Annotated in this window: 28 protein-coding genes; 11 read left to right on the top strand and 17 right to left on the bottom strand. The window is 30.8% G+C overall.

Annotation, left to right across the window (positions count from 1 at the left end; translation table 11 throughout):
- Positions 1-82: 82 nt before the first annotated feature.
- From AJ888_RS02630 to AJ888_RS02620, 3 genes are all read right to left on the bottom strand, one after another.
- On the bottom strand, positions 83-622 hold the full coding sequence (locus AJ888_RS02630) for an iron transporter (protein ID WP_002778842.1): 540 nt from the start codon (positions 620-622) through the stop codon (positions 83-85).
- Positions 619-2,709, bottom strand: coding sequence for an FTR1 family protein (locus AJ888_RS02625; protein ID WP_070283770.1), 2,091 nt, complete (start codon positions 2,707-2,709; stop codon positions 619-621). The genes AJ888_RS02630 and AJ888_RS02625 overlap by 4 nt, the downstream gene beginning before the upstream one ends.
- 351 nt (positions 2,710-3,060) lie before the next feature.
- Positions 3,061-3,273 carry a hypothetical protein gene (locus tag AJ888_RS02620; RefSeq protein ID WP_002862290.1) on the bottom strand — a complete coding sequence of 71 codons (213 nt, stop codon included), beginning with the start codon at positions 3,271-3,273 and terminating at the stop codon, positions 3,061-3,063.
- Positions 3,274-3,633: 360 nt separating this feature from the next.
- On the opposite strand from AJ888_RS02620, the gene AJ888_RS02615 reads away from it, so the two are divergent.
- From AJ888_RS02615 to map, 6 genes are all read left to right on the top strand, one after another.
- The gene (locus AJ888_RS02615; protein ID WP_002856010.1) at positions 3,634-3,816 is read left to right on the top strand and encodes a YjfB family protein; all 183 of its coding nucleotides are present in this window, start codon (positions 3,634-3,636) and stop codon (positions 3,814-3,816) included.
- Between the two features lie 141 nt (positions 3,817-3,957).
- Positions 3,958-5,106, top strand: coding sequence for a Na+/H+ antiporter NhaA (nhaA, locus tag AJ888_RS02610; protein ID WP_032603391.1), 1,149 nt, complete (start codon positions 3,958-3,960; stop codon positions 5,104-5,106).
- On the top strand, positions 5,103-6,272 hold the full coding sequence (gene nhaA, locus AJ888_RS02605; protein WP_032603390.1) for a Na+/H+ antiporter NhaA: 1,170 nt from the start codon (positions 5,103-5,105) through the stop codon (positions 6,270-6,272). Before nhaA (AJ888_RS02610) ends, nhaA (AJ888_RS02605) begins: the two co-directional genes overlap by 4 nt.
- Positions 6,273-6,280: 8 nt before the next feature.
- A complete protein-coding gene (locus AJ888_RS02600; RefSeq protein WP_002871265.1) occupies positions 6,281-6,742 on the top strand; it encodes a C40 family peptidase in 462 nt (153 codons plus the stop codon).
- Between the two features lies 1 nt (position 6,743).
- Positions 6,744-7,487 carry a glutamate racemase gene (gene murI / locus AJ888_RS02595; RefSeq protein WP_002871264.1) on the top strand — a complete coding sequence of 248 codons (744 nt, stop codon included), beginning with the start codon at positions 6,744-6,746 and terminating at the stop codon, positions 7,485-7,487.
- A 9-nt stretch (positions 7,488-7,496) separates the two neighbouring features.
- Complete coding sequence (gene map / locus AJ888_RS02590) at positions 7,497-8,255, top strand: type I methionyl aminopeptidase (RefSeq protein WP_070296114.1); 759 nt, start codon at positions 7,497-7,499, stop codon at positions 8,253-8,255.
- Between the two features lie 370 nt (positions 8,256-8,625).
- Here map and AJ888_RS02585 read toward each other — a convergent pair whose 3' ends face one another.
- The 13 genes from AJ888_RS02585 to dnaG all read right to left on the bottom strand — a co-directional run bounded on the left by AJ888_RS02585 (position 8,626) and on the right by dnaG (position 20,640).
- Entirely contained in the window at positions 8,626-9,126 is a 501-nt protein-coding gene (locus AJ888_RS02585) for a flagellar FLiS export co-chaperone (RefSeq protein ID WP_002871263.1), read from the bottom strand.
- Between the two features lie 55 nt (positions 9,127-9,181).
- Positions 9,182-9,781 carry an ABC-type transport auxiliary lipoprotein family protein gene (locus AJ888_RS02580; protein ID WP_002862285.1) on the bottom strand — a complete coding sequence of 200 codons (600 nt, stop codon included), beginning with the start codon at positions 9,779-9,781 and terminating at the stop codon, positions 9,182-9,184.
- Positions 9,781-10,671 carry an MlaD family protein gene (locus AJ888_RS02575; RefSeq protein WP_002862284.1) on the bottom strand — a complete coding sequence of 297 codons (891 nt, stop codon included), beginning with the start codon at positions 10,669-10,671 and terminating at the stop codon, positions 9,781-9,783. Before AJ888_RS02575 ends, AJ888_RS02580 begins: the two co-directional genes overlap by 1 nt.
- A gap of 2 nt (positions 10,672-10,673) precedes the next feature.
- Positions 10,674-11,396 (bottom strand): ABC transporter ATP-binding protein, encoded by a 723-nt coding sequence (locus AJ888_RS02570; protein WP_002862283.1) that lies wholly within the window; start codon positions 11,394-11,396, stop codon positions 10,674-10,676.
- Positions 11,397-12,506, bottom strand: coding sequence for an ABC transporter permease (locus AJ888_RS02565; RefSeq protein WP_070296113.1), 1,110 nt, complete (start codon positions 12,504-12,506; stop codon positions 11,397-11,399). It abuts the gene before it with no gap.
- A gap of 1 nt (position 12,507) precedes the next feature.
- Positions 12,508-14,406 carry a transketolase gene (gene tkt, locus AJ888_RS02560; RefSeq protein WP_002862281.1) on the bottom strand — a complete coding sequence of 633 codons (1,899 nt, stop codon included), beginning with the start codon at positions 14,404-14,406 and terminating at the stop codon, positions 12,508-12,510.
- Between the two features lie 9 nt (positions 14,407-14,415).
- Positions 14,416-15,261: a polyprenyl synthetase family protein gene (locus AJ888_RS02555; RefSeq protein WP_002862280.1), complete on the bottom strand. Its 846-nt coding sequence runs from the start codon at positions 15,259-15,261 to the stop codon at positions 14,416-14,418.
- Positions 15,258-16,352: a PDZ domain-containing protein gene (locus AJ888_RS02550; RefSeq protein ID WP_002862279.1), complete on the bottom strand. Its 1,095-nt coding sequence runs from the start codon at positions 16,350-16,352 to the stop codon at positions 15,258-15,260. The genes AJ888_RS02555 and AJ888_RS02550 overlap by 4 nt, the downstream gene beginning before the upstream one ends.
- Entirely contained in the window at positions 16,349-16,660 is a 312-nt protein-coding gene (locus AJ888_RS02545) for a YbaB/EbfC family nucleoid-associated protein (RefSeq protein ID WP_002851172.1), read from the bottom strand. Before AJ888_RS02545 ends, AJ888_RS02550 begins: the two co-directional genes overlap by 4 nt.
- A 3-nt stretch (positions 16,661-16,663) precedes the next feature.
- A complete protein-coding gene (locus AJ888_RS02540) occupies positions 16,664-17,947 on the bottom strand; it encodes a UDP-N-acetylmuramoyl-L-alanyl-D-glutamate--2,6-diaminopimelate ligase (protein WP_002862278.1) in 1,284 nt (427 codons plus the stop codon).
- Positions 17,931-18,482: a hypothetical protein gene (locus AJ888_RS02535; protein ID WP_002855727.1), complete on the bottom strand. Its 552-nt coding sequence runs from the start codon at positions 18,480-18,482 to the stop codon at positions 17,931-17,933. The genes AJ888_RS02540 and AJ888_RS02535 overlap by 17 nt, the downstream gene beginning before the upstream one ends.
- Positions 18,469-18,741, bottom strand: a complete 273-nt coding sequence (locus tag AJ888_RS02530) for a NifU family protein (protein WP_002858971.1) — start codon at positions 18,739-18,741, stop codon at positions 18,469-18,471. Before AJ888_RS02530 ends, AJ888_RS02535 begins: the two co-directional genes overlap by 14 nt.
- Positions 18,742-18,822: 81 nt before the next feature.
- Positions 18,823-20,640, bottom strand: coding sequence for a DNA primase (dnaG, locus tag AJ888_RS02525; protein ID WP_002862277.1), 1,818 nt, complete (start codon positions 20,638-20,640; stop codon positions 18,823-18,825).
- A gap of 69 nt (positions 20,641-20,709) precedes the next feature.
- Here dnaG and AJ888_RS02520 point away from each other — a divergent pair, with 69 nt between their 5' ends.
- Genes AJ888_RS02520 through aroC form a run of 4 tightly spaced genes read left to right on the top strand, consistent with a single transcriptional unit; the run spans position 20,710 to position 23,872 of the window.
- Entirely contained in the window at positions 20,710-21,696 is a 987-nt protein-coding gene (locus tag AJ888_RS02520; protein WP_002862276.1) for a CDC27 family protein, read from the top strand.
- Positions 21,683-22,123, top strand: a complete 441-nt coding sequence (gene rnhA, locus AJ888_RS02515; RefSeq protein ID WP_002851277.1) for a ribonuclease HI — start codon at positions 21,683-21,685, stop codon at positions 22,121-22,123. Before AJ888_RS02520 ends, rnhA begins: the two co-directional genes overlap by 14 nt.
- Positions 22,110-22,784, top strand: a complete 675-nt coding sequence (gene rnc, locus AJ888_RS02510) for a ribonuclease III (RefSeq protein ID WP_002862275.1) — start codon at positions 22,110-22,112, stop codon at positions 22,782-22,784. The genes rnhA and rnc overlap by 14 nt, the downstream gene beginning before the upstream one ends.
- Positions 22,784-23,872 (top strand): chorismate synthase, encoded by a 1,089-nt coding sequence (gene aroC, locus AJ888_RS02505; RefSeq protein WP_002862274.1) that lies wholly within the window; start codon positions 22,784-22,786, stop codon positions 23,870-23,872. The genes rnc and aroC overlap by 1 nt, the downstream gene beginning before the upstream one ends.
- An 84-nt stretch (positions 23,873-23,956) precedes the next feature.
- On the opposite strand, the gene AJ888_RS02500 is transcribed toward aroC, so the two are convergent.
- Positions 23,957-24,940, bottom strand: a complete 984-nt coding sequence (locus AJ888_RS02500) for an MnmA/TRMU family protein (protein ID WP_002862273.1) — start codon at positions 24,938-24,940, stop codon at positions 23,957-23,959.
- 94 nt (positions 24,941-25,034) lie between these two features.
- Between AJ888_RS02500 and AJ888_RS02495 the strand changes: the two genes are divergently transcribed.
- The gene (locus AJ888_RS02495; protein ID WP_002778908.1) at positions 25,035-25,196 is read left to right on the top strand and encodes a hypothetical protein; all 162 of its coding nucleotides are present in this window, start codon (positions 25,035-25,037) and stop codon (positions 25,194-25,196) included.

Here is a 25,196-nt window from a genome sequence, read left to right as displayed (position 1 = left end):
ATTTACTCTTTAAACATTGTTATTTTAATTTTTTCAAATAAAAATAAAAATATTTAAACACTCGGAAAATCCGAGCGTAAAATTATTTTGGCGTGCCTGTGTATTTGAATTTATAATCTACTTTAAAAGGCTCAAACCACTTGCCCACGCCTGTTTCTTCATCAACATGGCGTCCAAAACCTTGTTTTTCTGGATTTGAGATATAAAAAGTAAGTTCATAATTTCCTACGCCAAAGCCACCTTTTTTATCTTTTTCCATAGCAATATTTGCACCATAGTGAGGACCATCATCAGCCACCATAGGCATCAAAGTTCCACGTTTAATTGCACCTGTGTCGGTATTTTTAAGTTCATAAGCTATAGTTAAATAAGGCATCCAAAAACCTTCTGGAAAACCATTTGGATTGTTTTTAAGTGCGTGAATGTCAGCTTCTAGGTGAATATCTGCTAAAGATGCAGCTAAATCAATACCTCTTGGCTCCATTTCAATAGGTTGTAAATAAACAGCGGCTATTTCCATGCCATTAAGTTCTTTTGGATCGCCGATCGGCACTTCGCCTGCAAATAAATTTGTACTAATAACCGCAGCTGCAGCAACTACTGATAAAACTTTTTTTATCATGATTCTACTCCTTTTTTTGAAATTTGTTTTGTTATTAAAATGCCAATAATTAGCATGATCAAAACTATAAATTGAGGGATTAAGGTTTCATAGTAAGGATAAATTCCAAGCCATAAAATCGGTTCAAAATTCATAGGTATAAGACTAGGAATGATGACTTTTCCTTCTATGAGTTCAGCTATGCCTTTGCCTGTAAAAACAAAAACCATGTAAAAAATAATGTAAGAAGTGATATAGAAAAATTGTTTTACAGGTATGCGAATGGCTCCTGCTTTTAAAAGAAAATATAAAACAATAAGTATTAAAATTCCAAGTCCAAGCCCACCAAAAACAGCACTAAAATCAGTGCTTGTTTTAGCATCAAAAAGCAAGGCTTGATAAAAAAGCACAGTTTCTGCACCTTCTCTATAAACAGCTAAAAATACGGTGATCCAAAGGGTTTTTGCACTATTGTTTGATATAGCATCTATAGCACCTTGTTTGATAAAGCTTGTCCATTTTTTATTTTGTGCGTTTGAAAGTAGCCAAAAGCCCACATAAAAGAGTAGTAATACGGCTATAAGCATGGTAATACCCTCTATAAGCTCTCTACTTTGTCCTGCATTTTCTTTGAATAGCCAAGAAACTCCAAAAGCGGTAATAAAACTTAAAATCACTCCTGTAAAAAGAGCACTATAGGCGATATTTAGACGATTTTTGTTGCCACTTTGCACAAGATAAGAAACAATGGCTACAACGATAATCAAAGCTTCCAAGCCTTCACGCAAAATAATGCCTAAAGCCCATATAAACAACGAATAAGGGGTGGAATCTTGAATTTTATCTACACTGTTTGCTATGAGTTGTTCTAAGTCATTAAAAGTAGCTTCAAGCTCTTTTTTATCTGCACTTGCTTTAATCAGTGCTACGCCTTTGGAAAATAAACTTTCTATTTTAAGTTTTAAGCCGCTATCTACAGCACCGATTTTATTTTCCATACCGCTTGCTTCAAAAGTATCTAGATAAATTCCTTGCAAATCATCTACTATAGAAGCGCTAAAGCCATCATAATGTTTCAAAATTCCATCTAAGGCAAGTTTGATATCATTAGAAACTTTGGCATAATCTTTGCCTTTTGTTTCATCATTAAAGCCTGAAATTTGCAAACTTGAAAGTTCTGAATTTGGAATTTGTAAGAAAACATCAAAAATTTGTTCTTCTATGTTATCTAAGCCATTTCTTAAGTCTTTTTCATCTATTTTTGCATCGTTGATTTGGCGTATAAGGGTGCGTATGGCTTGTTGAATTTTTTGATCGTTTCCTGCTTTGGTAAATTTATTTACTAAAATTTCTACTTTGGTATTGCGATAATCACTAAATAAGGCATCATTTAAAAAATCTTTACTAGCTTGGTAGTTTTTTTCTTTAAAAGCATTAGCTGCCTGTGAAAATTTGGTAGAGATATTATCTAGTATAAATTGCAATCTTGCGTCCATTGCAGCAGCAGCTTGTAAATCAGCGCTTGCATTATCATCTGTAAGTTTGCTCGCATCGTTGTTTGTAGGTGTAGGAACTTGGGTGGTTAAAGAGCTTTGTGCTAAATCTTTTTTATCCACGCCCATCATTTGTGCGATTAAAGCTTCTGCATCAGCTTCGCGTTTGGCATTGGCTTCTAGGCTTGATTTTTCAGCTTTAGCCTTATCATAGTTTGTATCGCTTGCTTCTGCTTTTAAACGATATCCATTTTGTAAGATTGGGGCTACTTCATCAAGATCATAATAAAGACTATCAATTAAAGCATTAATTTGTGTTAAAGGAGCTTCATCTTTATACATGCGACGCAAATTTACAAATTTACGCTCCATGGTGATGGCTTTTCTTCCTATGTTTCTTCCTATAGGGCCTTCCATATTTTCAAAATGTTGAAAATACGCATCTTCGCTAAGCTTTTTAGCACCTAGATTATCACCCTTTTTGTAAGTTTCTATGCTTTGTTTTAGCATATCTTTGATAAGATTTGCTTCATTAATATAATCATCTACTCTAGCAAAAGCTGAGCTTGATAAAAAAATACTTACAATTAAAAATATAATTTTAAAAATTTTCATTATCATTACCCTTGGTTTTTGATAAAAATAATATTTATTATCAAAATAAATAATGGCTAGTATAATATTAAAAATCTTAAATAGAACTAAAAAATAAGCTTTTGTATCGATAATATTTTTTATTAATTATATTTAAGATATATTTTAATAAATTTTTAAATATATCTTATTTTTGTGATTTAATATGGGTTGTTTTTAAGTATCGCAAGGCTTTCTTCTAAGCTATGCACTTTGGGATATTGTTTTTGTATTTTTAATTTTTCATTTTTTAGTGTTTTAAAAGCTTAATAAAAATCAAAAAATCATTTATTGCGTATTCTTTAAGGAGATATAGCTATAGTATATTTTAGACTAAGCAGATATATCCAAAAGTTTATCTTTTTTGTTGGTATCTGTGTTTGTAGAATCGCTATTGTCTTTATTTACTTCTTCTTTCTCAGCTTCAGCTTCTACTTTCTCTTTTTTTTCTTGAGATTTTAAAGAAAAATCTATAGTTTGCCTATTTACTTCACTTTTGCCAAAATTTGTGGTATCCATAACGCCACAAGGTGTTACCAGTATCATTTCATTAACCTCTTAGTTTACAATGTTTACTAAACTTAAGATATTTTTTTCATTTTTTTCTTAAGTTGTAATTTTTGATTATATTATAAATCGTATAAAATAAGATAAAACTTAAATTTATTGAAATAAATTTTTATCCATTTAATTCACTTTTAAAAGTACCAACCATTTATATTTTGCTTATTGTTTCATAGTGTAAAAATTTTTAAAATAGGATTTTATCTTAAAAAATTTATGATTTTTAATTTCAGATATTGGTTTCCTTGAAAAATTTTAAAAAGTTTAGTAAAAAATATTAAGTTTTAAAAATATCATCCGATTTAAATAAAGTCTTAAGACTCAATCTAAAAGGAGGATGATATGGTTTCAGATGTTTCTATGGGTAATGCTAATTTAATGACTGCTGTTAATACTTCAGTTTTGAAAAAATCTATGGACACAAACGAGGCATTGATGAATGAACTCATCGAAGGTATGGAAGGTGTCTCTCAAGCCTCCGCTCCACAAGTTTCTAGCTCTAGTGGTTTGGATATTTACGCTTAAATATCTTAAGAACAAGCTTAAGAACTTGTTGGTATCTTGAGCTTGTTTTTTTAAATAATTATTTCTTTAGTATTTTTTCGTTATAATTTTGCCATTTTATTTATCGTATTAAATTTTTATAATATTTATTTAGGAGCAAGGATGCAAATGATAAAGAAGATGGTTTTAAGTGAAACTTTCCCTGGTATTTTGCTTATATTTTTTACATTTTTAGCCTTATTATGTAAAAATTCTTCTTTAAGTGTTATTTATACAGATTTTTTTCATGCTAATTTTACAGTAGGATTTGATCATTTTCAAATTTCAAAGTCGTTGGATTTATGGATAAATGATGGTTTGATAGCTATATTTTTTCTATGTATAGGGCTTGAGTTAAAATATGAAATTTTACGCGGACAGCTTAAAAATATAAGAGCTGTGTCTTTACCTATATTTGGAGCTTTTGGGGGTATGATTACTCCTGCTTTAATTTTTGCTACTATTAATTATTCCCATGATTTTGCTATGAAAGGTTGGGCAATACCTACAGCAACTGATATAGCTTTTGCAGTAGGCATTTTGATGCTTTTAGGAAATAAAATTCCTACAAGTTTAAAGCTTTTTTTACTTTCTTTAGCTATTTTTGATGATTTGGGCGCTATTGTTATTATTGCTTTATTTTATACAGATCAGCTTTCAGCTTTGGCGATTATTATTTGTTTGTTTTGTATATTTGCTCTGCTTTTGTTAAATTATTATCACATCACCCATCTTTCTTTGTATGTGTTAGTAGGTGTTGTATTGTGGATAGCTATGCTTAAAAGTGGAGTACATGCGACTTTGGCTGGTGTGATTATTTCTTTATTTATACCGCTTGATACAAAAAATAAAAAACCTTATTTGCATGAAGTTCTTAAGGATTTAAATCCTTGGGTGGTTTATTTTATCTTGCCTTTATTTGCTTTTGCTAATGCTGGGATTGATATCAGAGATATGCATCTTGGTTCAGTATTTTCACCTGTAAGCCTTGGAATTATTCTAGGATTATTTTTAGGAAAGCAACTAGGTGTTTTTACTTTTTGTTTTATTGCTATCAAACTTAAGCTTGCAAAACTACCTGAAAATATTAAATATGGAAAATTTTATGGTATATGTATTTTAACAGGCATTGGTTTTACGATGAGCTTATTTATTGATGGTTTGGCCTATAAAAATAGTGATATTTTTGAACATGCGGATAAACTTGCTATTTTAATAGCTAGTTTTTTAAGTGCCATTGTTGGTTTTATTTATCTTAAGATTGTTAAATGAATAATATAGTACATAAATTAAAAACTTTAGTTTTAAATGAGGCTTTTGGTGGTGTTTTACTTATAGTTTGTACTTTGCTTGCTTTGCTTGTGCAAAATGGATCTTTTAGCGAACATTATCGAGAATTTCTAAATTTAAAAGTCGGATTTAGTGTAGGTGAATTTGAGCTTAATAAACCTTTTTTGCTTTGGATAAATGATGGGCTTATATCTATATTTTTCTTTGCTATAGGGCTTGAGCTTAAGAAGGAATTTTTGCATGGGGATTTTAAAAATCCTAAAAATATTGTTTTACCTTTTATGGCTGCTTTAGGGGGTATACTCATACCAGCAATGTTGTTTGCTTTGGTGAATATAGGAGATGCTTATACCTTAAAAGGTTGGGCTATACCTACAGCTACAGATACAGCGTTTGCCTTAGCGATTTTAATGATGTGTGGTAAGCATATTCCATCAAGTTTAAAAATTTTCTTACTTTCTTTGGCTATTTTTGATGATGTGGGTGCTATTTTAATTATAGCTATTTTTTATACGACAAAATTATCAATAGTTGCTTTTGTCGTTGCAGGAATTGCTATTTTGGTAATGCTTGTTTTAAATATTTTAGGAATAACAAGAAAGTCTTTTTATTTTATTTGCTCAGTTATTCTTTGGATTAGTGTTTTAAAAAGTGGTGTGCATGCAACTTTAGCTGGAATCATAACAGCATTTTTTATACCGATGCAAACTAAAAATGGAGAAGCATTTTTAGAAGAAATCTATGAAAGTCTAAAATTTTGGCTCGCTTTTGTTATCTTGCCTTTATTTGCTTTTGCTAACGCTGGGGTAAATTTATCCAATATCGATATGGGAGCAATTTTTTCAGGTGTAAGTATAGGTATTTTTTTGGGGCTTTTTGTGGGTAAACAAGTGGGTGTATTTTTGTTTTCTTATTTGGCAATCCGCTTTAAATTTGCAGCCTTGCCCCAAGGTTCAAATTTGAAACAACTTTATGGGGTTTGTATACTTACAGGTATCGGTTTTACAATGAGTTTGTTTATCGATGGTTTGGCGTATGAAGTCAGTGATATTTTTAATTATGCAGATAATTTAGCTATTCTCATAGCTTCATTTTGTTCTGGGATTTGGGGTTTTATTTATCTTAAATTCTTTGCTACTCGATCTTAAGGGGACTGATGAGACATATTTTTTTCATCATCGCGATTGTATTCTTTATAAGTGGATGTAGTTTTTATCAGAATTTAAACTATACTCGCCCGATTTATAATACAAATAAAGAAACAAAACTTAAGACTATAGCAAATGAATGGAAAAAAACTCCTTATGTTTTAGGTGGAACTACTAAAAAAGGTGCTGATTGTTCAGGATTTACGCAGAGTGCATTAGCTCAGCTTAATATACGCATACCTCGCACTACAAAAACTCAATTAGGTTCTGGGAGAAAAGTTTCTAAATCAAAATTGCAAACAGGAGATTTGGTATTTTTTAAGACAGGTAGAGGGCCAAATGGTATGCATGTTGGTATTTATACGAGCAAGGGAAAATTTATACATTTATCTACTAAAGGTGGAGTAAAAGAAGTCGAGTTAAATAGTTCTTATTGGAAGGCTCGTTATATAGGAGCAAGAAGGTATTAAAGTGAAAATAGGTGTATTTGATAGCGGAGTAGGGGGGCTTAGTGTTTTAAAATCTCTTTATGAAGCTAGACTTTTTGATGAAATTATCTATTATGGAGATACCGCAAGAGTTCCTTACGGGGTAAAAGATAAAGATACTATTATCAAGTTCTGTCTTGAAGCATTGGAATTTTTTGAACAATTTCAAATTGATATGCTTATCATTGCATGTAATACTGCTAGTGCTTATGCTTTAGATGCTTTAAAAGCAAAAGCACATTTTCCAGTATATGGCGTAATTGATGCAGGGGTTGAAGCAACGATAAAAGCTTTACATGATAAAAATAAAGAAATTTTAGTCATTGCAACAAAAGCAACCATTAAATCAGAAGAATACCAAAAGCGTTTATTATCTCAAGGATATACAAATATAAATGCTTTAGCTACAGGGCTTTTTGTGCCTATGGTTGAAGAAGGTATTTTTGAAGGAGATTTTTTGCAAAGTGCTATGGAGTATTATTTTAAAAATATCACAACTCCAGATGCTTTGATACTCGCTTGTACTCATTTCCCTTTACTAGGTCGTTCTTTAAGTAAGTATTTTGGCGATAAAACAAAATTAATTCATTCAGGAGATGCTATAGTTGAATTTCTTAAAGAAAGAGAAAATATAGATTTGAAAAATCATAAAGCAAGATTGCATTTTTATGCTTCAAGCGATGTTGAATCTTTAAAAAATACTGCTAAAATTTGGCTAAATTTATAAGGAAATAAAATGATAGAATTGAAAAAACCAGATGAAATAGAAAAATTAAGAATAGCAAATCAAATTGTAGCAAAAACTTTAAATTTTTTAGAGAATGAAATTAAAATAGGAATGAGTTTAAAACAAATTGATAAAATGGCAGAAGATTATATTTTAAGCCTTGGTGCCAAGCCATCATTTAAGGGGCTTTATGGTTTTCCAGGTGCCATTTGTACATCTTTAAATCAAGTTTGTATCCATGGAATTCCAGATGATAAAATTATCAAAGAGGGTGATATTTTAGGTCTTGATGTGGGAAGTTTGATTGATGGGTATTATGGGGATGCAGCAAGAACTATTGCTATAGGAGAAGTTTCATCCACTGATAAAGCTTTAATCTCTTGTGCTAAAGACGCGTTATATCATGCTATAGATATTATTCATGATGGAATGCGTTTTAAGGAACTTTCAGCTGCTTTAGGCGAATTTATCCATGCAAGAGGTTTTGTCCCGCTTCGTGGATATTGTGGACATGGTATAGGACGAAAGCCCCATGGAGAGCCTGAAATTTTAAACTATTTAGAAAAAGGTGCGAGTGCAAAAAGTGGCCCTAAAATTAAAAATGGAATGGTGTTTTGCATAGAGCCTATGATATGCCAAAAAGATGGAACACCAAAACATTATAATGGAAAATGGGATGCTGGAAGTATTGATGGGCTTAATGCGGCTCATTATGAACATTGTGTTGCTGTGATTAATGGGCGTGCTGAAATTCTTTCTATGATATGATATTAAATTATAAAAATAATATTTTTTTCTTAAAATCCTAAAAATTTAAAATTTTTTAAATAATATTGTAGTAATATTCTTTAATAATTTAAGTTACTAAATAATATTTTTATCATATATTAAGTGTTATTAGAATAAAGTGTCACATCGTATTAAACTAAAACATAAATATGGTTTAGATAATTTAATAAAAATTGTTAAATTATCTAAATATTTATTTTAGTTTAAAGAGATCTTTTAAGATCTCGTTTGGGTTAGGCTATTTCCCTCCCCCTTTTTATTCGTAGCCTAACTCTCTTTTAGAGTTTGGAAAATCTCTTTAAGCTAAAATATATTATATTCGCTTAAAGAGAACAAATGATTACTATTCTTATTTAAATAAATTTTTAAAATCCATTGTAGAGTTATAAATTCCAGCATTATCCATAGTTTCGCCCATGGTGATTGCAGTTGCTAACTCTGATAGAATGATTTTTATTTCATCTCTTTTATCTTGTATATAGGCCAATACACCTTCGTAATTACTTGTTTGAAGAATTAAAAGTGGATTAGCAATTTCAAATTCAAAAAGTTTTTTACCAACATAAACATTGAAAATATTTCCAAAAAGGGCTGTTCCCATGAAAGAGCAGTTTTGTATAAGTTGTGATGCTGTGGCATCAAGAGTTCTTTTTTGCATATCATCTGAATTTTCATCTATTCTTTCTAGAATGCTTTTTTCTATTTTTTTTAAAGACATATCAAGTACTTGAAGTGCTCCTATAAAATCATTTGCATCATTGATTTGAGAGCAAATTTGATTTGCTTTAAATTCATTCACGCTTTGAATTTCGCCTAAGTGTTTTTTAAATATATCTAAATCACTTTTCATTGTTTACCTTTCAAAAATATTGCTAAATATTTAAAAAGCAAAAAGTGTTCCTAAATTAGGATAAATTAGAATTTACCCAAAAAACAATCTCATTTCCAATTTTATTTAAGGCTTTTTGAAAAGCATTATAAGTAGAGCGGATATCTTTTTTTTCTATTTTTTCTTTAGTATTGAAAATTTTATGAGCTATTATTTGATTGTTTTCAAGATTTATGAAATTTACGCTTATAGAAATTTGAGCGTAGTTTTCATTGTTGTTAAGAATTTGTTCAAAAGAGTTAATCCTGCTTTCAAGGGCATAATCCGCATTTAAAGAGCTTGTTGAAGAAAGTAAGGTTGTAAAAATATTGCTTTGTTCAAATTTTGATAAAATTAAAAAAGAATAAAGATTGCTTGGTAAGTCTCCCCAGAAATAATGTGCGTATTTGTTGCTAAAACCATTATCTATATAAACAATAGCTCGCGAGTTTAAATACCAAGGTGCATTTGCATTGCGAATTTTAAGAATTTTACCGGTTTTTTTAAAAAAAATATTTGAGTCTATTCCTTCATCTTTTAATATGATATTTTCATTTTTGTTGATGGTTTCGTGTCTTAAAGAGCATCCGCATAATATAAAAATAAAAGTCAAAATATAGAATAATTGCTTTAGCATTATTTTTCTCCTGGTCCTAGTTTAGGTTTAGTTTCTTTAAAAATCAAATCAGCAGGGCTGTTTTGTAAATTTTCTATTAGAATATTGCTTTCAATTAAAATTCGTTTAAAAAGCTCTAAATTTTGCATCAAAGATGCTTTAATATCATCATAAGTGTTTAATTTTTCATCAGCTTTTTTTATGAAATTTTTTAAAATCATCGTGCTTTCTTTTATGTCTTTAAGACTGGAGTTGAAATTTTGCGCACTAAGGCTTATATTATCAGCCATTTTTCCTATTTTTAAACTTGTGTTTGAAAGATTAAGGCTTAAATTTTTAGAATTAGCATTTAAATTTGCACTTAATTCTGCTAGATTTTGCAAAAAGATTTCTAGATTTTTAAGATTTTTTTCGCTTAAAAGTTCTTTTGATTTATCATCGGCCGTTTTAACCAAAGAAAAAATATGTTCACTTTGTCTGTCTATGGTTGCTAAAAAACTTTCTTTAAAAGGAATGACTGGAAGTTTTCCCTGTATAGATACTAAATCTTTGCTATTTTTGCTTCCGCCTTGAAGTTGGACAAATTTAAGTCCTGTGATACCTTGAAGTTGCAAAGTAGCAAAGGTGTCTTCTTTTATAGGGGTATTGTTTTTGACCTTAATGCGTATGTTAACGCCGAGTTCATCTTGATTGTAAATGCTGATTTCTTCTACGCTACCTACTTCCACGCCCAAAAGCCTTACGGGTGCTTTTATGCCAAGTCCTGCAACGGATTCTTGCGTGTGAATTTCATAATACTTAAAACTTTCTTCTTTAGAGTATCCACCAAGCCAAAGTATGAAACCAAGACTTGCAAAAAACACTCCAAAAACAAAAAGTCCTACAAAAAAATAATTTGCTCTATTTTCCACTTTTACTCCATAAATCTTTTAAAAAGTCGTTCATTTTGCAGGCGTAATTCTTCATAAGTACCGCAAAATCCAACTTTTTTATTTTCTAAAATGATAAAGCGATCGAGTAAATTTTTCATACTTTCTTTATCATGTGTAACCAAAATGATATTTAAATCAAAACTTTTTTTTAATTCTAAAACCAAATCGTCAAATTCGCGACTACTATGAGGGTCAAGTCCTGAGGTAGGTTCATCTAAAAAAAGTAACTTACTATCAAGTGCTAAAGCTCTAGCAATTGCCACTCTTTTTTGCATACCACCACTAAGTTCGCTTGGAAATTGTTTTAAAACACTTTCGTTTAAACCTACCATTTTTAGCTTCATTAAAACCAGTTCTTGTATGCTATTTTCATCTAAATGAGTGTATTCTTTTAAAGGAATGGCTATATTTTCATAAACATTAAAAAAGCTAAAAAGTGCAGCAAACTGAAAAACCACACCCCATTTTTTACGCAAAGCAAGTGCATCTTCTTCGTTGATATTTTTAAGTTTATAGCCTAAAATTTCATATTCTCCACCATCAAAATGTTCAAGCATAAGCATTTGTTTTAAAAGGACGGATTTTCCACTTCCACTACCTCCTAAAATACCAAAAATTTCGTTTTTTTTGATTTCAAAACTTACGCCATCATGGACGATTTTTTCTCCAAATTTTGTAATGATATTTTGTGCTTTAATAACCATTTAAATTCCTGCAGAAGTTAGAATAACAGAGAATAAAGCATCAAAAGCTATCACCCAAAAAATAGCATTTACAACGCTTTTTGTGGTATAAATTCCTATGCTTTGTGTAGTGTTTTTTACCTCAAAACCACGAAAACAAGCAATAAGCCCTATTAAAAATCCAAAAATAGGTGCTTTTACAAGTCCTATAAAGATATGTTTTATATCTACAGCTTCTCTAAAGCGTCTTAAAAATTCGGCAAAAGAAATATCAAGATTTAATTTTGCAACCATCATTCCACCTATAATACTGATTGCATCGCTAATGGCAACGATTAAAGGCATAGCCACTACCAAAGCCATAACACGTGGAATAATAATAAATTCAAAAGAACGAAAACCCATAGTATTCATAGCTGCAATTTCATCAGTGATTTTCATCACTCCAATTTGTGCGGTATAAGAGCTTGCACTTCTTCCTGCGATCACTATGGCAGCGATTAAAGGTGCAAGTTCTCTAGTGGCTGAAATTCCCATCAAATCCACTATGAAAATATTGACTCCAAATTGTGCGAGTTGATAAGCGGCCTGATAGGCTAAAACCACTCCTACTAAAAGAGCAGTTAAAATAACTATAGGCAAGGCTTTAAAAGCAGAATTTTCTATATGATATAAAAAAGCAATAAAGCGAAAATTTTTAGGATTTTTAAGGCATAAAAAAAGACTTGTGAAAAAAGCTCCTGTGAAATTGATGAATTTTCTTAAAATTTTTAAAAGTTCTAAACTTAATTTTCCAAGATCGATAAAGTATTCACTGAAATTTTTATGTGATTTTTTTGTTTTGCTTAGTCTTTGGTAGTTTTTTTCACAAAGTTCAAAAAGGGTTTGAAAGCGTGAATTTAAGCCTTCTTTGGTGATTTTAATATTTTTATCTTTAAGGTCATTTTCCAAAGCAAGGAAAAATCTCACTCCAGCGGTATCGATTGCTTTTAGATCTTTAAAATCAAAAATCACTTCCTTGCTTTGAATCAAAGCTAAAAAATCTTTTATTTTTAACTTATAAATACTTGTTTTATCCCAAATTCCAAAGATAAAAAGAGTGTTATTTTGAAATTTGAAATTTGTATTCATTTTATTTGCTAAGGATAAAATTTACAAGCTTTGAAACGCTAAAGCCAAAGTGTTCAAACACATCTTTGTCTTTGCCACTTTCTCCAAAACTTTCTATGCCATACACTTTATGGCAAAATTTATAAAGTTCATTAGAATGTGCTGCTTCAACACCTATAACTTCACCTTTTAACAATCTTTCTTGATAAGCTTTATCTTGTTTTTCAAAAAGTTCAAAACAAGGCATGGAAACAACATTACAAGCAAAACCTTGTTTTTCAAGTTCGTTTGCACTTTCTAGACAAAGCCAAACTTCGCTTCCGCTCGCTAAAAGTGTAAATTTAGCATCTTTGCTTTCTTCAAGTAAATATGCTCCGTTTTTTACATCTCCAAAAACGGGTTCATTTAGAGCTTTGAGTTTTTGGCGTGAAAGCACAAAAGCACTTGGAATACCTGCATTTAGGGCTATTTGCCAAGCTTTGACATTTTCCACTCCATCAGCAGGTCTAAAGGTTAAAAAATTTGGCATAGCCCTAAAAGTGCTAAGTTGTTCTATAGGTTGGTGTGTTGGTCCATCTTCGCCCACACCTATGCTATCGTGTGTGAAAATGAAAAAATGTTTGATTTTCATTAGAGCCGCTATTCTTGCAGCAGGTTTTAAGTACTCGCTAAAGATGAAAAAAGTTGCCGAAAATGGTAAGAAAATTCCATATCTTGCAAAAGCATTGTTAATCGCTGCCATAGCGTGTTCTCTGATACCAAAATGGATATTTTTACCTTCTACAAAGTCTCCCATGCCGTGAAGTTCTGTTTTATTTGAAGGGCCTAAATCCGCACTTCCACCTAAAAATCCTTCTAAATTTTTAGCTAAAACATTTAAAATTTCACCATTGCTATCTCTTGTAGCAAGATCTTTTCCTTTAAAATCAGGATAAGCTATCTTGCTAAAATCAGGATTTAATAACCTTTCTAAAAGTTCTTTTTTACCACTTTTTTCAAGCTTATCTTTCCATTTTGCTTCTTCTAAATCCCCAAGTTCTACAGCACTTTCAAAGCGGATTTTGCTTGCTTGTGGGATATGAAAACTGATATTTGGATCAAAACCTGCTTGTGCTTTGGCTTTTTTAATCACTTCTTCGCCCAAAGGTGCACCATGGCTTTTATGACTGCCTTCAAGCTCTCCTGCACCCTTTGCTATAGTTGTTTTTGCGATGATAAGACAAGGTTTTGTGGATTTTTTAGCTTGTTCTAAGGCTTTATTGATTTCTTCGTAATTGTGTCCATTTATACTTAAAACTTCAAATCCTTGTGCTTCAAAACGCATTTTTACATTTTCGTTAAAGGCTAAACCTACATCGCCTTCTATGGAGATATTGTTGCTATCGTAAATAAGTATGAAATTATCAAGCCTGTGAAGTCCTGCTAAAGAACAAGCTTCATAAGAAATGCCTTCTTGTAAATCCCCATCTCCGCAAAGACAATAAATTTTATGATCGATTAAATCACTGCCTAGCAAATTTTGCGCTTTTTTTGCTGCCATAGCAAAGCCTACAGCATTTGCAACGCCTTGTCCTAAAGGGCCTGTAGCGATTTCTACTCCAAGAGTTGAAATTTCAGGGTGTCCAGGGGTTTTAGAATGAAGTTGGCGGAAATTTTTAAGATCTTCTAAGCTTAAATCATAGCCACTTAAATGTAAAAAACTATAAAGCAAAGTACTTGCATGTCCGCCTGAAAATACAAGTCTATCACGGTTTAGCCAAGTGGGATTTTTAGGATTGTGTTTTAAATGATAACTTAAAACACTTAAAATATCTGCCAAACCCAAAGGTGCACCTGGGTGTCCTGAGTTTGCTTTTTGCACCATATCAGCACTTAAAAATCTTAGAGTATTTGCCTGTTCTTGTAAAATTTGAATGTCCATTTTTTGCCTTTATAAGTATTGAATTATTAAATTTTGTATCATTTGCGCGAGTTTTTCATTGAGTTTTTCTAAGTCTTGTTCGCATTCACTAAGAAGATTTTCTTTTGTTTTTATGGCTTGTTCAAGTCCAAGCAAATTGACAAAAGAATTTTTATGAGTATCGTTGTTAGTAGGCTTTCCACTTTGTTCTTGGCTTGTAGTTACATCGATAATATCATCATTGATTTGAAAAATCAGTCCTAGTTTTAAACCAAGTTTGTAAATTTGATTGTTTTCTTCGTTGTTAAGTTCGCAAATTTCACAACCCATTTTTAAAGCTGCAGCGATTAATCTTGCGGTTTTATGTGTGTGCAAAAACTCAAGTTCATTTAAACTCAGTCTTTTGTCTTCAAAAAAACAATCAATAGCTTGTCCTATGACCATTCCATTAAGCCCTGCATTAAAGGCAAGAGTTTTGATGAGTTTGATTTTGATTTCATCTTTTAAATGAGCATGACTTAGAACTAAAAAAGCTTCAGTATTTAAAGCATCACCCACTAAGATGGCTGTAGGTTCATCGTAGCTTTTGTGTAAGGTTGGAATTCCTCGTCTAAAGTCCGCATTATCCATAGCAGGTAAATCATCGTGTATGAGTGAATAAGTATGGATAAATTCCAAAGCTAAAGCCACATCTAAAGCTTGATTTAAAAGTTCAGGTTTATTGCTTTGTACTACGCTTAAAAGCAATTGTGCGCGAAAATGCTTTCCTCCCGCTTTTAGCATAAGGGCTAAAGCTTCATTAAAAAAAGGATGAAAGCTTTCAACTTTAGGTAGATTTTTTTCTAAGTGATGGATAAAAAGTTCTTTTAAATTCACTTAGTAAGCCTTATGAAAAATTGAAATTTACCATCGCCACCTGAGTTGGCATTTCCGCCTAGTTCATTGTTGAAATTTGATAAAGGTAATTTAGTACTTTTGCGTTCAATTAAGATGCTAAAGTCATTACCAGCACTTAAAATATTTTGTAATTCTTTAAAATTATTTAAAATAATATTATTAACGCGTAAAATTTTATCTCCTACCATAAATCCTGCATTTGATGCTTTTGATTTTGGATCTATTTTGGTTACAACAAGACTAGTATTAACCGTTAAACCAAGATTGCTTGTGAAATTTGTAATTTTTGGTTTTGGTTTAGAATCAGGAAGGTTAAATTTGCTCAAATCTTTTGCAAAAACTTCAGTAGAAATATTTAAATCCATATTATCACGCAATACTTGAAAATAAAGAGTGCTTCCGCGATCTGCAAAAAGAATTTTTTCATTGAGTTTTCTTAAATCATTGGCGGGTAAGCCATCAACACTTATAACTTGATCGTTGATTAAAAATTGTGGATTTTTTCTTACATTGTTAACATAAATTTTATTTTCTCGAACAACAAAATCAACGCCAATATCCCCCCAATAAACATCGTTATATTTCATAAAATGTTTTAAATAGCGATTGCCTATAAAAGAGCTATTATTTAAAGCAATCCCCATCATTTCACAGCATGGAGTCCCTAAAAGTCCTATTTTAGAATTAAAATCAAGTTGATCTTTTTCATCAATATTTTGAGCTAAATACTTAATATGCCCTATATAAGGTTTATTAGGATCCCAAATTCCAACCCAATCATTACGAGTAAGTTTTTCTTCATCACCCATAGGAGTAGGGATTAGGCTAAAGTCAGTTCTTACAAGATATAAATTTAAAAATGGATCATATTTTACATATTTGTTAAGCTTAGTATTAGGCTGTTTTAACACAGCAAGTAAATTTTCACTGAGTGCAAAAGCTGGCATTCCTTCATAGTTGAGCATGCTTGCCTTATTTCTTTCATAACCTGCTAAAAAATCTTCAAATTTAGGTCTTTCTATACCAAAAGACAAAGTAAAAAGCATGCAAATAATTAAAATTTTTTTCATAATTTCATACCTCCAAAACCGCCTAAAACATCATTCGCCATACTTGAGCGATTTTGCGCAACCATGGCTAAAACATCATTAATCGCAGAAATAAGTAAAATTTGCAAGGACTCTTTATCTTCAAGTAAAGAATCATCAATGCTAACATCGATAATCTCGCCTTTTCCATTAGCGCTTACTTTAACAAGTCCTGCTCCACTTTTGGCGCTAAATTCACGATTTGCAAGTTCTAGTTCTATATTTTTTGCTTTTTCTTGAACTTGATTTAAAAGTTCACCCATTTTAGAAAAATCCATATTTTCAAACATTGATTATCCTTGATTTTTTAAAATTTCATTAACAACTACTTTATCACTAAAAGGATATTTTATCCCTTTAATTTCTTGAGTAGTTTCATCACCTTTGCCTAAAATAACGACTAAATCGTCATTTTCTTTTAGTTCTAAAGCTTTTTTTATGGCTTCTTTTCTATCTTCTATTGTTAAAACTTTTTCTTTTTTAGCAAAGCCTGATAAAATTTCTTCCATGATGGTTTTTGGTTCTTCGCTGCGTGGATTATCACTTGTAATGATAGCAATTTTTGCAAAATGTTCGACGATTTTTCCCATTAAAGGGCGTTTGGTTTTATCTCTATCTCCACCTGCTCCAAAAACAACGATGAGTTTTTTATTTTTAAGAGTGTCAAGCACTTTTTCAATGCCATCAGGCGTATGAGCAAAATCCACAATCACACCTTTTGCTACTTGTTCTACCCTGCCACAAACTCCGCCAAATCCACTGATAGCTTTTTCCAAATCTTTTAAATCAGGCTTTACAAGTTCATTCACACAAGCACTAGCAACTAGAAGATTGTAAAGATTAAAAAGTCCTAGTAAGGGCGAGTCTATGTGAAAAGTTTGATTTTTATTTGTTACAATAGCACTAATGCCTTCTTCTAAAGAATAGGCTTTGATTTGATATAAAGCAGGATTTTCTATGCCGTAAGTAAAAGCGTTACGCACATTAAATTTAATAGCCAAAGCATCTTTGTTGATAAATTTTAAACTCTCATCTGTAAAAAAAAGTTCTTTTGCTTCTTTGTAATTTTCAAAAGTACCGTGAAAATCTAAATGATCTTGAGTGATATTGGTAAAAATTTTAGCAGCAAAATTTAAGCCTTCGATACGGTTTTGAACGAGTGCGTGTGAGCTTACTTCCATGATGAAAAAATCACATTTTTTTTGAGTGGCTATTTGTAGGTACTCTAAGGTTTTAAGAATAGGGGAGGTGGTTAAGGATTTTTCATCAATTTGTTCATCGTTGATAAAAGCTCCTCTTGTCCCGCAAAGCCCGCATTTATAACCTAAATCCAATAAGATAGAATAAATCGCTGCTGCGGTTGTGGTTTTACCATTGGTTCCTGTGATTCCTATGATTTGAATCTTTTCATCGATTTTTAAAAGTTTTTTACATTCATTTACATCAATGATTTTTGCACCTTTTTCTAAGGCTTGAGCGTGAAATTTAGCATTTTGTGTGGTTTGCAAAAAAAAGCATTCTTTTTCACACTCTAAGGTATTATCTGTAATGAATGAATTTTCAAGTTTTAATTTCACTTTTAAATCCTATGAGTTTTTCTTGGAGTTTGATAAATCTATCATTTGCCCAAAAATGAGGCATAACATTTTCTATATAATTTAAAGTCATATCTTTATAGCCATTATCAAGTAATTTTTCCAAAAAATCTAAAAAATCATCACGATTATCAATAACTAACTTAGTGCTATTAATGATATTTTCAAAACTTTTTTGAAAACCAAGTTCTTCTTCGCTTTTTAAAAAATCTTGATAATTTAACGCATGCCCATCTTCAAATTCGTTTTCTTGTTTGTTTTCTTGTTTTTTAAATTCAATTGTACTTAAAATTTCTTCTAAGTCTTTATCAATACTAGAGATTTTGTAATGTTCTATATAAAAATCAAAAAGTAAAGAAGCTTCTTTAGGAGATTTTAAAGCAAGATCACAAAGGCAGATAAAATTTAGCAAGCGTTTATTTTTGCGTTTTTCATAAGCCATAGAAAAATACATTTTTGCAGTTTTAAAATCTTTCTTGTAAAAATGTTCAATTCCAAGTTTTTTATAATTTTGCAAATTCGTCTGCTCCGCCGTTTAAATTGATTATAGTGATTTCTGGATGAATATCAATCTTAAGTTGCCTTTCAAGACCGTATTTTAGCGTTGTTCCACTCGATGCACAGCCTTTACAAGCTCCTATTAAATGGACATAAACAATCCCATTTTTAATTCCTAAAAATTCAAGCCCTCCGCCATCACGTTCAAGCATAGGCAAGCTCTTTTCTAAACTCGCTTTAACAGGATTTATAAGCTCTTCATCGCTAAAAGGCATCATAATTTATCCTTAAAAATTTTTATATACTTTAGCGTGATTGTGTTTAAAAAAAGGTAAATTAAGGCTTGAAATTTAAATAAATTAAAAAGGTTCGTCATTATTTTGTATACTAAATCCTAAATCATAAGCTGTAAAGTTTTTGTTACTAAAAATTCCATTTAAGTTTCTAAATGATTGTTGCAGAATTTCTTCGTTTTTTTCATATTTTAAGAAGCTTAAATATTCTTTTAAAAAATTATTTAATTCTTCGGTATTTAAATTTTTAATTAAAAGATTTAAATTTTTATCAATAAGCGTAAAAAGTTGTTTTTTTAATGCGAGTGTAGAATTTTTAATTTTTACATTGTTTAAAAAAGCTAAATTAACCTTGCAAATACCTAACAAGAATTCGCTATAGTTTAAATTTTTTCGAATATTTTTACTTTCAAATTCTCTAATATCACTATCTTCATAACCTTTTTTTTCTAAAATTTTATCCAATAAAATCTTATGCTTAAAACAAACGCTATCACTAATTTGCTTAAAATCGTTACATATATCTGGATGCTGTTTTAAAAAAGCTATAAGTTCTAATTCTGCAATGTGAATTTTTTCTTTAGGAAAATTGTATTTATTTTGAGAAATTAAAGGGGTTTGTATGGTTTTTTTTGAATTTTGTGATAAGACAATAAATTTTTCATCCACTTTTAATAAATTTGAAACTAGATTAGTGTAAGAATTTGCCACTAAAGGTTCAAGATTAAAGGTGAATTTTTGTATAGTTTCTAAAGCTTTTTGTTTATCAAGAGCAGAAATTATGGAATGAGTGGATATTAAGCGTCTGATATAAAATTCACCAAGCTCTATTCCTTCATCGAGTATATTATGAAGTTTTGTACTTTCATTTTTTGCTACGAGCTCAGCAGGATCTTTTCCGCCTTGCAAAATTGCCACTTTACCGTCTATTTTGCTTGTGCTTAATAAAAATGCAGATCGTGTCGCAGCTTTTAATCCTGCTTCATCATTGTCAAAACATAAAATCACTTTTGCATCATAACGGCGGATTAAGGGTAGATGATGTTCGGTTAATGCTGTTCCAAGAACTGCTACAGCATTGTTAAACCCTGCTTTGTGAAAAGCTATTGCATCCATGTAGCCTTCACATACTATTATTTCTTTTTTTTTGGCTATATTTTCTTTAGCGATGTTAAAAGCATAAAAAATTCTACTTTTATCAAAAAGTATATTTTGGGGTGAATTTACATACTTTGCCGGTACATTGGGATTTAAAGTACGCCCTCCAAACCCTACTAATAAGTCTTTATGATCGTAGATTGGAAAGGTGATACGCCATATAAAACTTGCGTAAAATTCATTATTTTCATCTTTTTTTAAAGCTCCAACACTCATAGCATCTTCTAAAGGAATTTTTTGATTTTGCAATAATCTTATACTATCTTCACTTGCTCCTGCAAAACCTAATTCGAATTTGGCTATATCTTTGTCATTTAAAGCTCTTTGGTAAAGATAGGTTAAAACTTCTTTGTGGTGTTTGAGATTATCTTTAAAATACGCATTTAAGCTTGGTAGTATAGACTTTAGCTCTTTTTTATTTTCTTGTTTTTCTTTTGTATAACTCAAAGTAAAATTACTAAGGCTTGCAACTTTTTCAACTGCATCGGCAAAACTTAATTTTTCATAATCCATTACAAATTTAAAAGCATCTCCACCAGCCTTGCAGGCAAAACAATGATAAAAACCTTTGGTAGGATTGATATGCATAGACGGGTTTTTATCTGCATGAAAAGGACAGATACATACAAAACTAGAGCCTTGTTTTTTTACTTCAATATAATTTTCTATAATATCAACAATATTAAGTCTTTGGGATAAATTTTCTATACTTTCTTTAGTTATCATTTTACAAACCTTGTTAAAATTATACAAAGATTTGGCTATAATTTGGCATAAAATTTTTAGAGCGAGACTATGGATTTTTTCTTTGTAGAATACAGAGACCCTTTAGTAGGGCTTATAATTTTAACCATTTTAGTATTTGTTGTAGCTGTTGCAAATTATATTTGGAAAATATTTGCTAGCAAAGATGAAGAACAAAAGCTTGAAAAATTTATAAAAAAATTTGAAATGAATAACGTTCATAAAGAGTTGTTAAGAAATAGTAGCTTGAGTTTTGGAAATTTAAGTTTTTTGGCCGAAATTTTTACTAAAAGCGGAGAATTTGAAAAAGCAACTCAAATTTATTTGATTGCTCTTGAAAAATGTAAAGATAAACAAGAAAGAGAATTTATTTTCCTTTCTTTGGCAAAAGTTTATTTTAAAGCAGGATTTTTAGAGCGTGCAAAAGAAGTTTTATTACAAGTTTTAAAACTGCGTCCAAGAAATATACAAGCCTTAAAACTTTTAAAAATTGTTTATTTAAAACTTCGTTCTTATAAAGAAAATTTAGAACTTTTAGAATGTCTTTTTGAGCTTAATGAAGATGTACAAAAAGAGTATGATTTTATCAAAGCTTTAGAACTTTGTACTTTTAATATCACTGATGAAGAAAAAAAGAAAAAACTTTTAGAATTTAAAATAGAAGATAATCCTATGTTAGGGCGTTTAGTTTTTGAAAAATATCATATGTTTTTAGGGCAAAATTTTTTTGATATTTGTGATTTGCTTTATAGAGAAAATGAAGCGTTTAATTTAGAAAATCAAGATTTTTTAGAATTCTTTTATGCTTTGGGTAAAATTTCAAAGCATGATGATACGCATCAGTTTGTTTTTAAAAATTCTAATTTTAAAATGTTAAAAATTTTAAAAGATAATTCTTTTAATGCGGGGTTAGAATTTTCATATCGTTGTTCTGAGTGTAAAAATGTTATGCCTTTATTTTTTTATCACTGTCCTGTTTGTTATGAGTTTAATACTTGTAAAATTATTTATGAAGTGAAAAACAATGAAACACATTGAAATTTATACAGACGGTTCATGTCTTAATAATCCAGGTTTTGGCGGATGGGCTTATATTTTGCGTTATAAGGAGTATCAAAAGGAAGGTTTTGGAGCTGAGGCTAATACCACTAACAATAGAATGGAGCTAATGGCAATTATTGAATCTTTGAAGGCTTTAAAAGAGCCTTGTGAAATTTCGCTTTTTACAGATTCTAACCTAATGGTTCAAAGTATTAATGAATGGCTAGAAGGATGGATAAAAAAGGATTTTAAAGGTAAAAAAAATATAGATTTATGGAAGGAATATATTAAAGTGGCAAAATCTCATAAGATTAAGGCTTTTTGGGTAAAAGCACATAATGGACATTTGGAAAATGAAAGATGTGATACATTGGCGCGTGAAGCTGCTTTGAAAATTGCAAGGGAAAATGATGAAAAACATTGAAAAACTAGAGCAGAGTTTAACTTATGAATTTAAAGATAAAAATCTTCTTATACATGCTTTAACCCATAAAAGTTTTAAAAAATCTTACAACAACGAACGCCTGGAATTTTTAGGTGATGCCGTGCTTGATTTAGTTGTGGGTGAATACCTTTTTCATAAATTCGCCAAAGATGCCGAAGGAGATTTATCTAAGCTTAGAGCGGCTTTAGTGAATGAAAAGTCTTTTGCAAAAATTGCAAATAGTTTAAATTTGGGCGATTTTATTTTTATGAGTGTTGCTGAGGAAAACAATGGAGGAAAAGAAAAGCCTTCTATACTTTCAGATGCGTTAGAAGCCATTATAGGTGCTATACATTTAGAAGCTGGGTTTGAGTTTGCAAAAACTATTGCTTTAAGGCTTATAGAAAAAAATTTCCCTCAAATTGATGCAAAAATTCTTATAAAAGATTATAAAACAAAATTACAAGAGATTACACAAGGAAAAATCGGACAAACTCCGCAGTATGAAACAGTGCGTGCTTTTGGTCCTGATCATTTAAAGCAATTTGAAATCGCTTTAATGCTTGATGGTAAAGAACTTGCAAGAGCTATTGCGGGAAGCAAAAAAGAAGCACAACAAATGGCAGCAAAAATTGCACTTGAGAAATTAGGAGCTTTATAGTGAATACCTTTGGTACGAGATTGAAATTTACAAGTTTTGGTGAGTCTCATGGTGTGGCTGTTGGATGTATTATTGATGGAGTGCCTGCTGGAGTTAAATTTGATGAAGAATTTTTACAAAATGAGCTTGATAAACGCAAAGGCGGAAGTAAATTTGCAACACCAAGAAAAGAAAGCGATAAAGCTCAGGTTTTAAGTGGAGTTTTTGAAGGATATACAACGGGTCATCCTATAGCTATAGTAGTTTTTAATGAAAATGCTCATTCTAAGGATTATGATAATTTAAAAGATCTATTTCGTCCTGCTCATGCGGATTTTGCTTATTTTTATAAATATGGCATAAGAGATCATAGGGGTGGAGGTAGATCAAGCGCTAGAGAAAGTGTTGCTAGAGTGGCTGGTGGTGCAGTTGCAGCGATGCTTTTGTGTGAATTTGGCATTTGTGTTCAAAGTGGTGTTTTTGGAATAGGAACTTTTGTATCAAATTTGAAAGAAGAAGAATTTGATTTTGAATTTGCTAAGAAAAGTGAAATTTTTTGCCTTGATCCAAAACTAGAAAGTGACTTTAAAAATGAAATTTTAAATGCTAGAAATTCAAAAGATAGTGTAGGCGCTGCTGTTTTTACAAAAGTTAGTGGTATGCTTGTGGGACTTGGAGAAGTTCTTTATGATAAGTTAGACTCTAAATTAGCTCATGCTTTAATGGGAATTAATGCTGTTAAAGCAGTTGAAATAGGCGAAGGTATTAATGCAAGCAAAATGCGCGGATCGTGTAATAATGATGCTTTAAAAGATGGCAAGTTTTTAAGCAATCATAGTGGAGGAATTTTAGGAGGAATTTCAAATGGAGAAAATCTTATTTTAAAAACTTATTTTAAACCTACTCCTTCTATTTTTGCCAAGCAAGAAAGTATAGATAAATTTGGCAATAATTTGGAATTTGAACTCAAAGGTAGGCATGATCCTTGTGTAGGTGTTAGAGGAAGTGTTGTAGCTAGTGCTATGGTGCGTTTGGTTTTGGCTGATTGTTTGCTTTTGAATGCGAGTGCGAATTTAAACAATTTAAAAAATGCTTATGGATTAAAATAAAAAAGCCCATTTTCATGGGCTTGATTGCAATATTTTGAAAAGATTCAAATACTATATCGCTTGTTTTGCTAAATACTTTATACTTTAACTAATAAAAAATTGATTAATATCAGCCTTATTTTCAAAAGCTATACTTGTATAAGCTTGATTTTTAAATTTAAGTTCATGGCTTTTTCCTACTTCGTGTTTAGTATAGGTAAGGGCTATTTTTAAGGCAAGTTCTAAGTCTTTTTCTGAAATTTTTTCATCTACCAAAGAGTAAGCTCCGATTAAATCTCCAAGTTCTATTACTTCATATTTAGGAGTTTTTAAACCTTTTAAAAGAGTATTTTCAAGTTCATTTCTACCTATGATCATTTTAGCTCCATTGGGTAATCTTAAATGACGACCATATTTTAAAAGTTGTGCGTCATTAACCTGCATATCTTTGTCAAATTCTATGAAATCTCGAATTTTTTTAGCAAAACTATCAAGAGTTAGCAAACAACCTCCACCTGGGCTTTCAAAGTCTTCTAAGCCAAATTTAGCTGCAAGTTCAAGTTGTCTTTTACGACTTCTTCCACTAATACCTTCGAGTTTTTCTCTATCTACCCAACCTTCTCTTTCAGGTTTGGTTAGAGGTAGGTTTTTTGCACACATAGGACGTAAGATTAAATCTTCTTCATCAAGAGCAAGTTTTTTAACCTTTGCCATCGCATCACTTCTTTGACTCATAGGGCGTTGTCCTAAAACTTCTCCTGTGATGATAAAGCTTGCATTTTCTTCTTTTAACATAGCAAGAGCAGTTTTAAACATAAAAGCATGACAATCTATACAAGGATTAAAATGTTTGCCATAGCCATATTGTGGATTAAAAAGCACTTCTTGAAGATAGGAATTTCTTACATCTATCATTTCAAAATCTGCACCTACCATTGCCGCACGCTTTTTCATGATTTCGCTTTTATCACTTGTGCTTCCAAAACCTATGTTGATATTTAGAGCTTTAACTTCTATGCCTTGTGCAGTGATGAGTTTCATTGCAAGCATACTATCAAGCCCACCGCTAAAAAGAGCTAATGCTTTCATTGATTCCTTTCTGAGATTATAAAATTTTTTAAGATTTTGTCGATTATAAAAGGTATAATTTTAACTAAAAAATCTTTAAAATAAGGATTGGAAAATGTTAAAAATAATTTTGGTTTTAAGCATTTTGAGTTCTTTTGCTTTTGCAAATTCTTGTGCTAACTACGAGCAAGAACTTAAAAAGTGTAATTCTTTAAAAAATTCACATGAGAGAAAAATGTGTCGTTTAGGTTTATTTGCAAAATGTAAAAAAGGATAA

This window comes from Campylobacter sp. BCW_6467 (assembly GCF_001762855.1).
Taxonomy (GTDB): domain Bacteria; phylum Campylobacterota; class Campylobacteria; order Campylobacterales; family Campylobacteraceae; genus Campylobacter_D; species Campylobacter_D jejuni.
This window is presented reverse-complemented; position numbering and strand designations above follow the sequence as displayed.

Coding starts and splice junctions, on each gene's coding strand:
- AJ888_RS02625 (WP_070283770.1), bottom strand. CDS start 2,709: ATGAAAATTTTTAAAATTATATTTTTAATTGTAAGTATTTTTTTATCA.
- nhaA (WP_032603391.1), top strand. CDS start 3,958: ATGCAAATGATAAAGAAGATGGTTTTAAGTGAAACTTTCCCTGGTATT.
- AJ888_RS02630 (WP_002778842.1), bottom strand. CDS start 622: ATGATAAAAAAAGTTTTATCAGTAGTTGCTGCAGCTGCGGTTATTAGT.
- AJ888_RS02545 (WP_002851172.1), bottom strand. CDS start 16,660: ATGTTTGAAAATATGGATTTTTCTAAAATGGGTGAACTTTTAAATCAA.
- AJ888_RS02585 (WP_002871263.1), bottom strand. CDS start 9,126: ATGAAAAGTGATTTAGATATATTTAAAAAACACTTAGGCGAAATTCAA.
- map (WP_070296114.1), top strand. CDS start 7,497: ATGATAGAATTGAAAAAACCAGATGAAATAGAAAAATTAAGAATAGCA.
- AJ888_RS02570 (WP_002862283.1), bottom strand. CDS start 11,396: ATGGTTATTAAAGCACAAAATATCATTACAAAATTTGGAGAAAAAATC.
- dnaG (WP_002862277.1), bottom strand. CDS start 20,640: ATGATAACTAAAGAAAGTATAGAAAATTTATCCCAAAGACTTAATATT.
- AJ888_RS02550 (WP_002862279.1), bottom strand. CDS start 16,352: ATGAAAAAAATTTTAATTATTTGCATGCTTTTTACTTTGTCTTTTGGT.
- rnhA (WP_002851277.1), top strand. CDS start 21,683: ATGAAACACATTGAAATTTATACAGACGGTTCATGTCTTAATAATCCA.
- AJ888_RS02580 (WP_002862285.1), bottom strand. CDS start 9,781: ATGCTAAAGCAATTATTCTATATTTTGACTTTTATTTTTATATTATGC.
- AJ888_RS02615 (WP_002856010.1), top strand. CDS start 3,634: ATGGTTTCAGATGTTTCTATGGGTAATGCTAATTTAATGACTGCTGTT.
- nhaA (WP_032603390.1), top strand. CDS start 5,103: ATGAATAATATAGTACATAAATTAAAAACTTTAGTTTTAAATGAGGCT.
- AJ888_RS02520 (WP_002862276.1), top strand. CDS start 20,710: ATGGATTTTTTCTTTGTAGAATACAGAGACCCTTTAGTAGGGCTTATA.
- AJ888_RS02565 (WP_070296113.1), bottom strand. CDS start 12,506: ATGAATACAAATTTCAAATTTCAAAATAACACTCTTTTTATCTTTGGA.
- tkt (WP_002862281.1), bottom strand. CDS start 14,406: ATGGACATTCAAATTTTACAAGAACAGGCAAATACTCTAAGATTTTTA.
- AJ888_RS02620 (WP_002862290.1), bottom strand. CDS start 3,273: ATGATACTGGTAACACCTTGTGGCGTTATGGATACCACAAATTTTGGC.
- AJ888_RS02500 (WP_002862273.1), bottom strand. CDS start 24,940: ATGAAAGCATTAGCTCTTTTTAGCGGTGGGCTTGATAGTATGCTTGCA.
- AJ888_RS02530 (WP_002858971.1), bottom strand. CDS start 18,741: ATGATGCCTTTTAGCGATGAAGAGCTTATAAATCCTGTTAAAGCGAGT.
- AJ888_RS02600 (WP_002871265.1), top strand. CDS start 6,281: ATGAGACATATTTTTTTCATCATCGCGATTGTATTCTTTATAAGTGGA.
- rnc (WP_002862275.1), top strand. CDS start 22,110: ATGAAAAACATTGAAAAACTAGAGCAGAGTTTAACTTATGAATTTAAA.
- AJ888_RS02495 (WP_002778908.1), top strand. CDS start 25,035: ATGTTAAAAATAATTTTGGTTTTAAGCATTTTGAGTTCTTTTGCTTTT.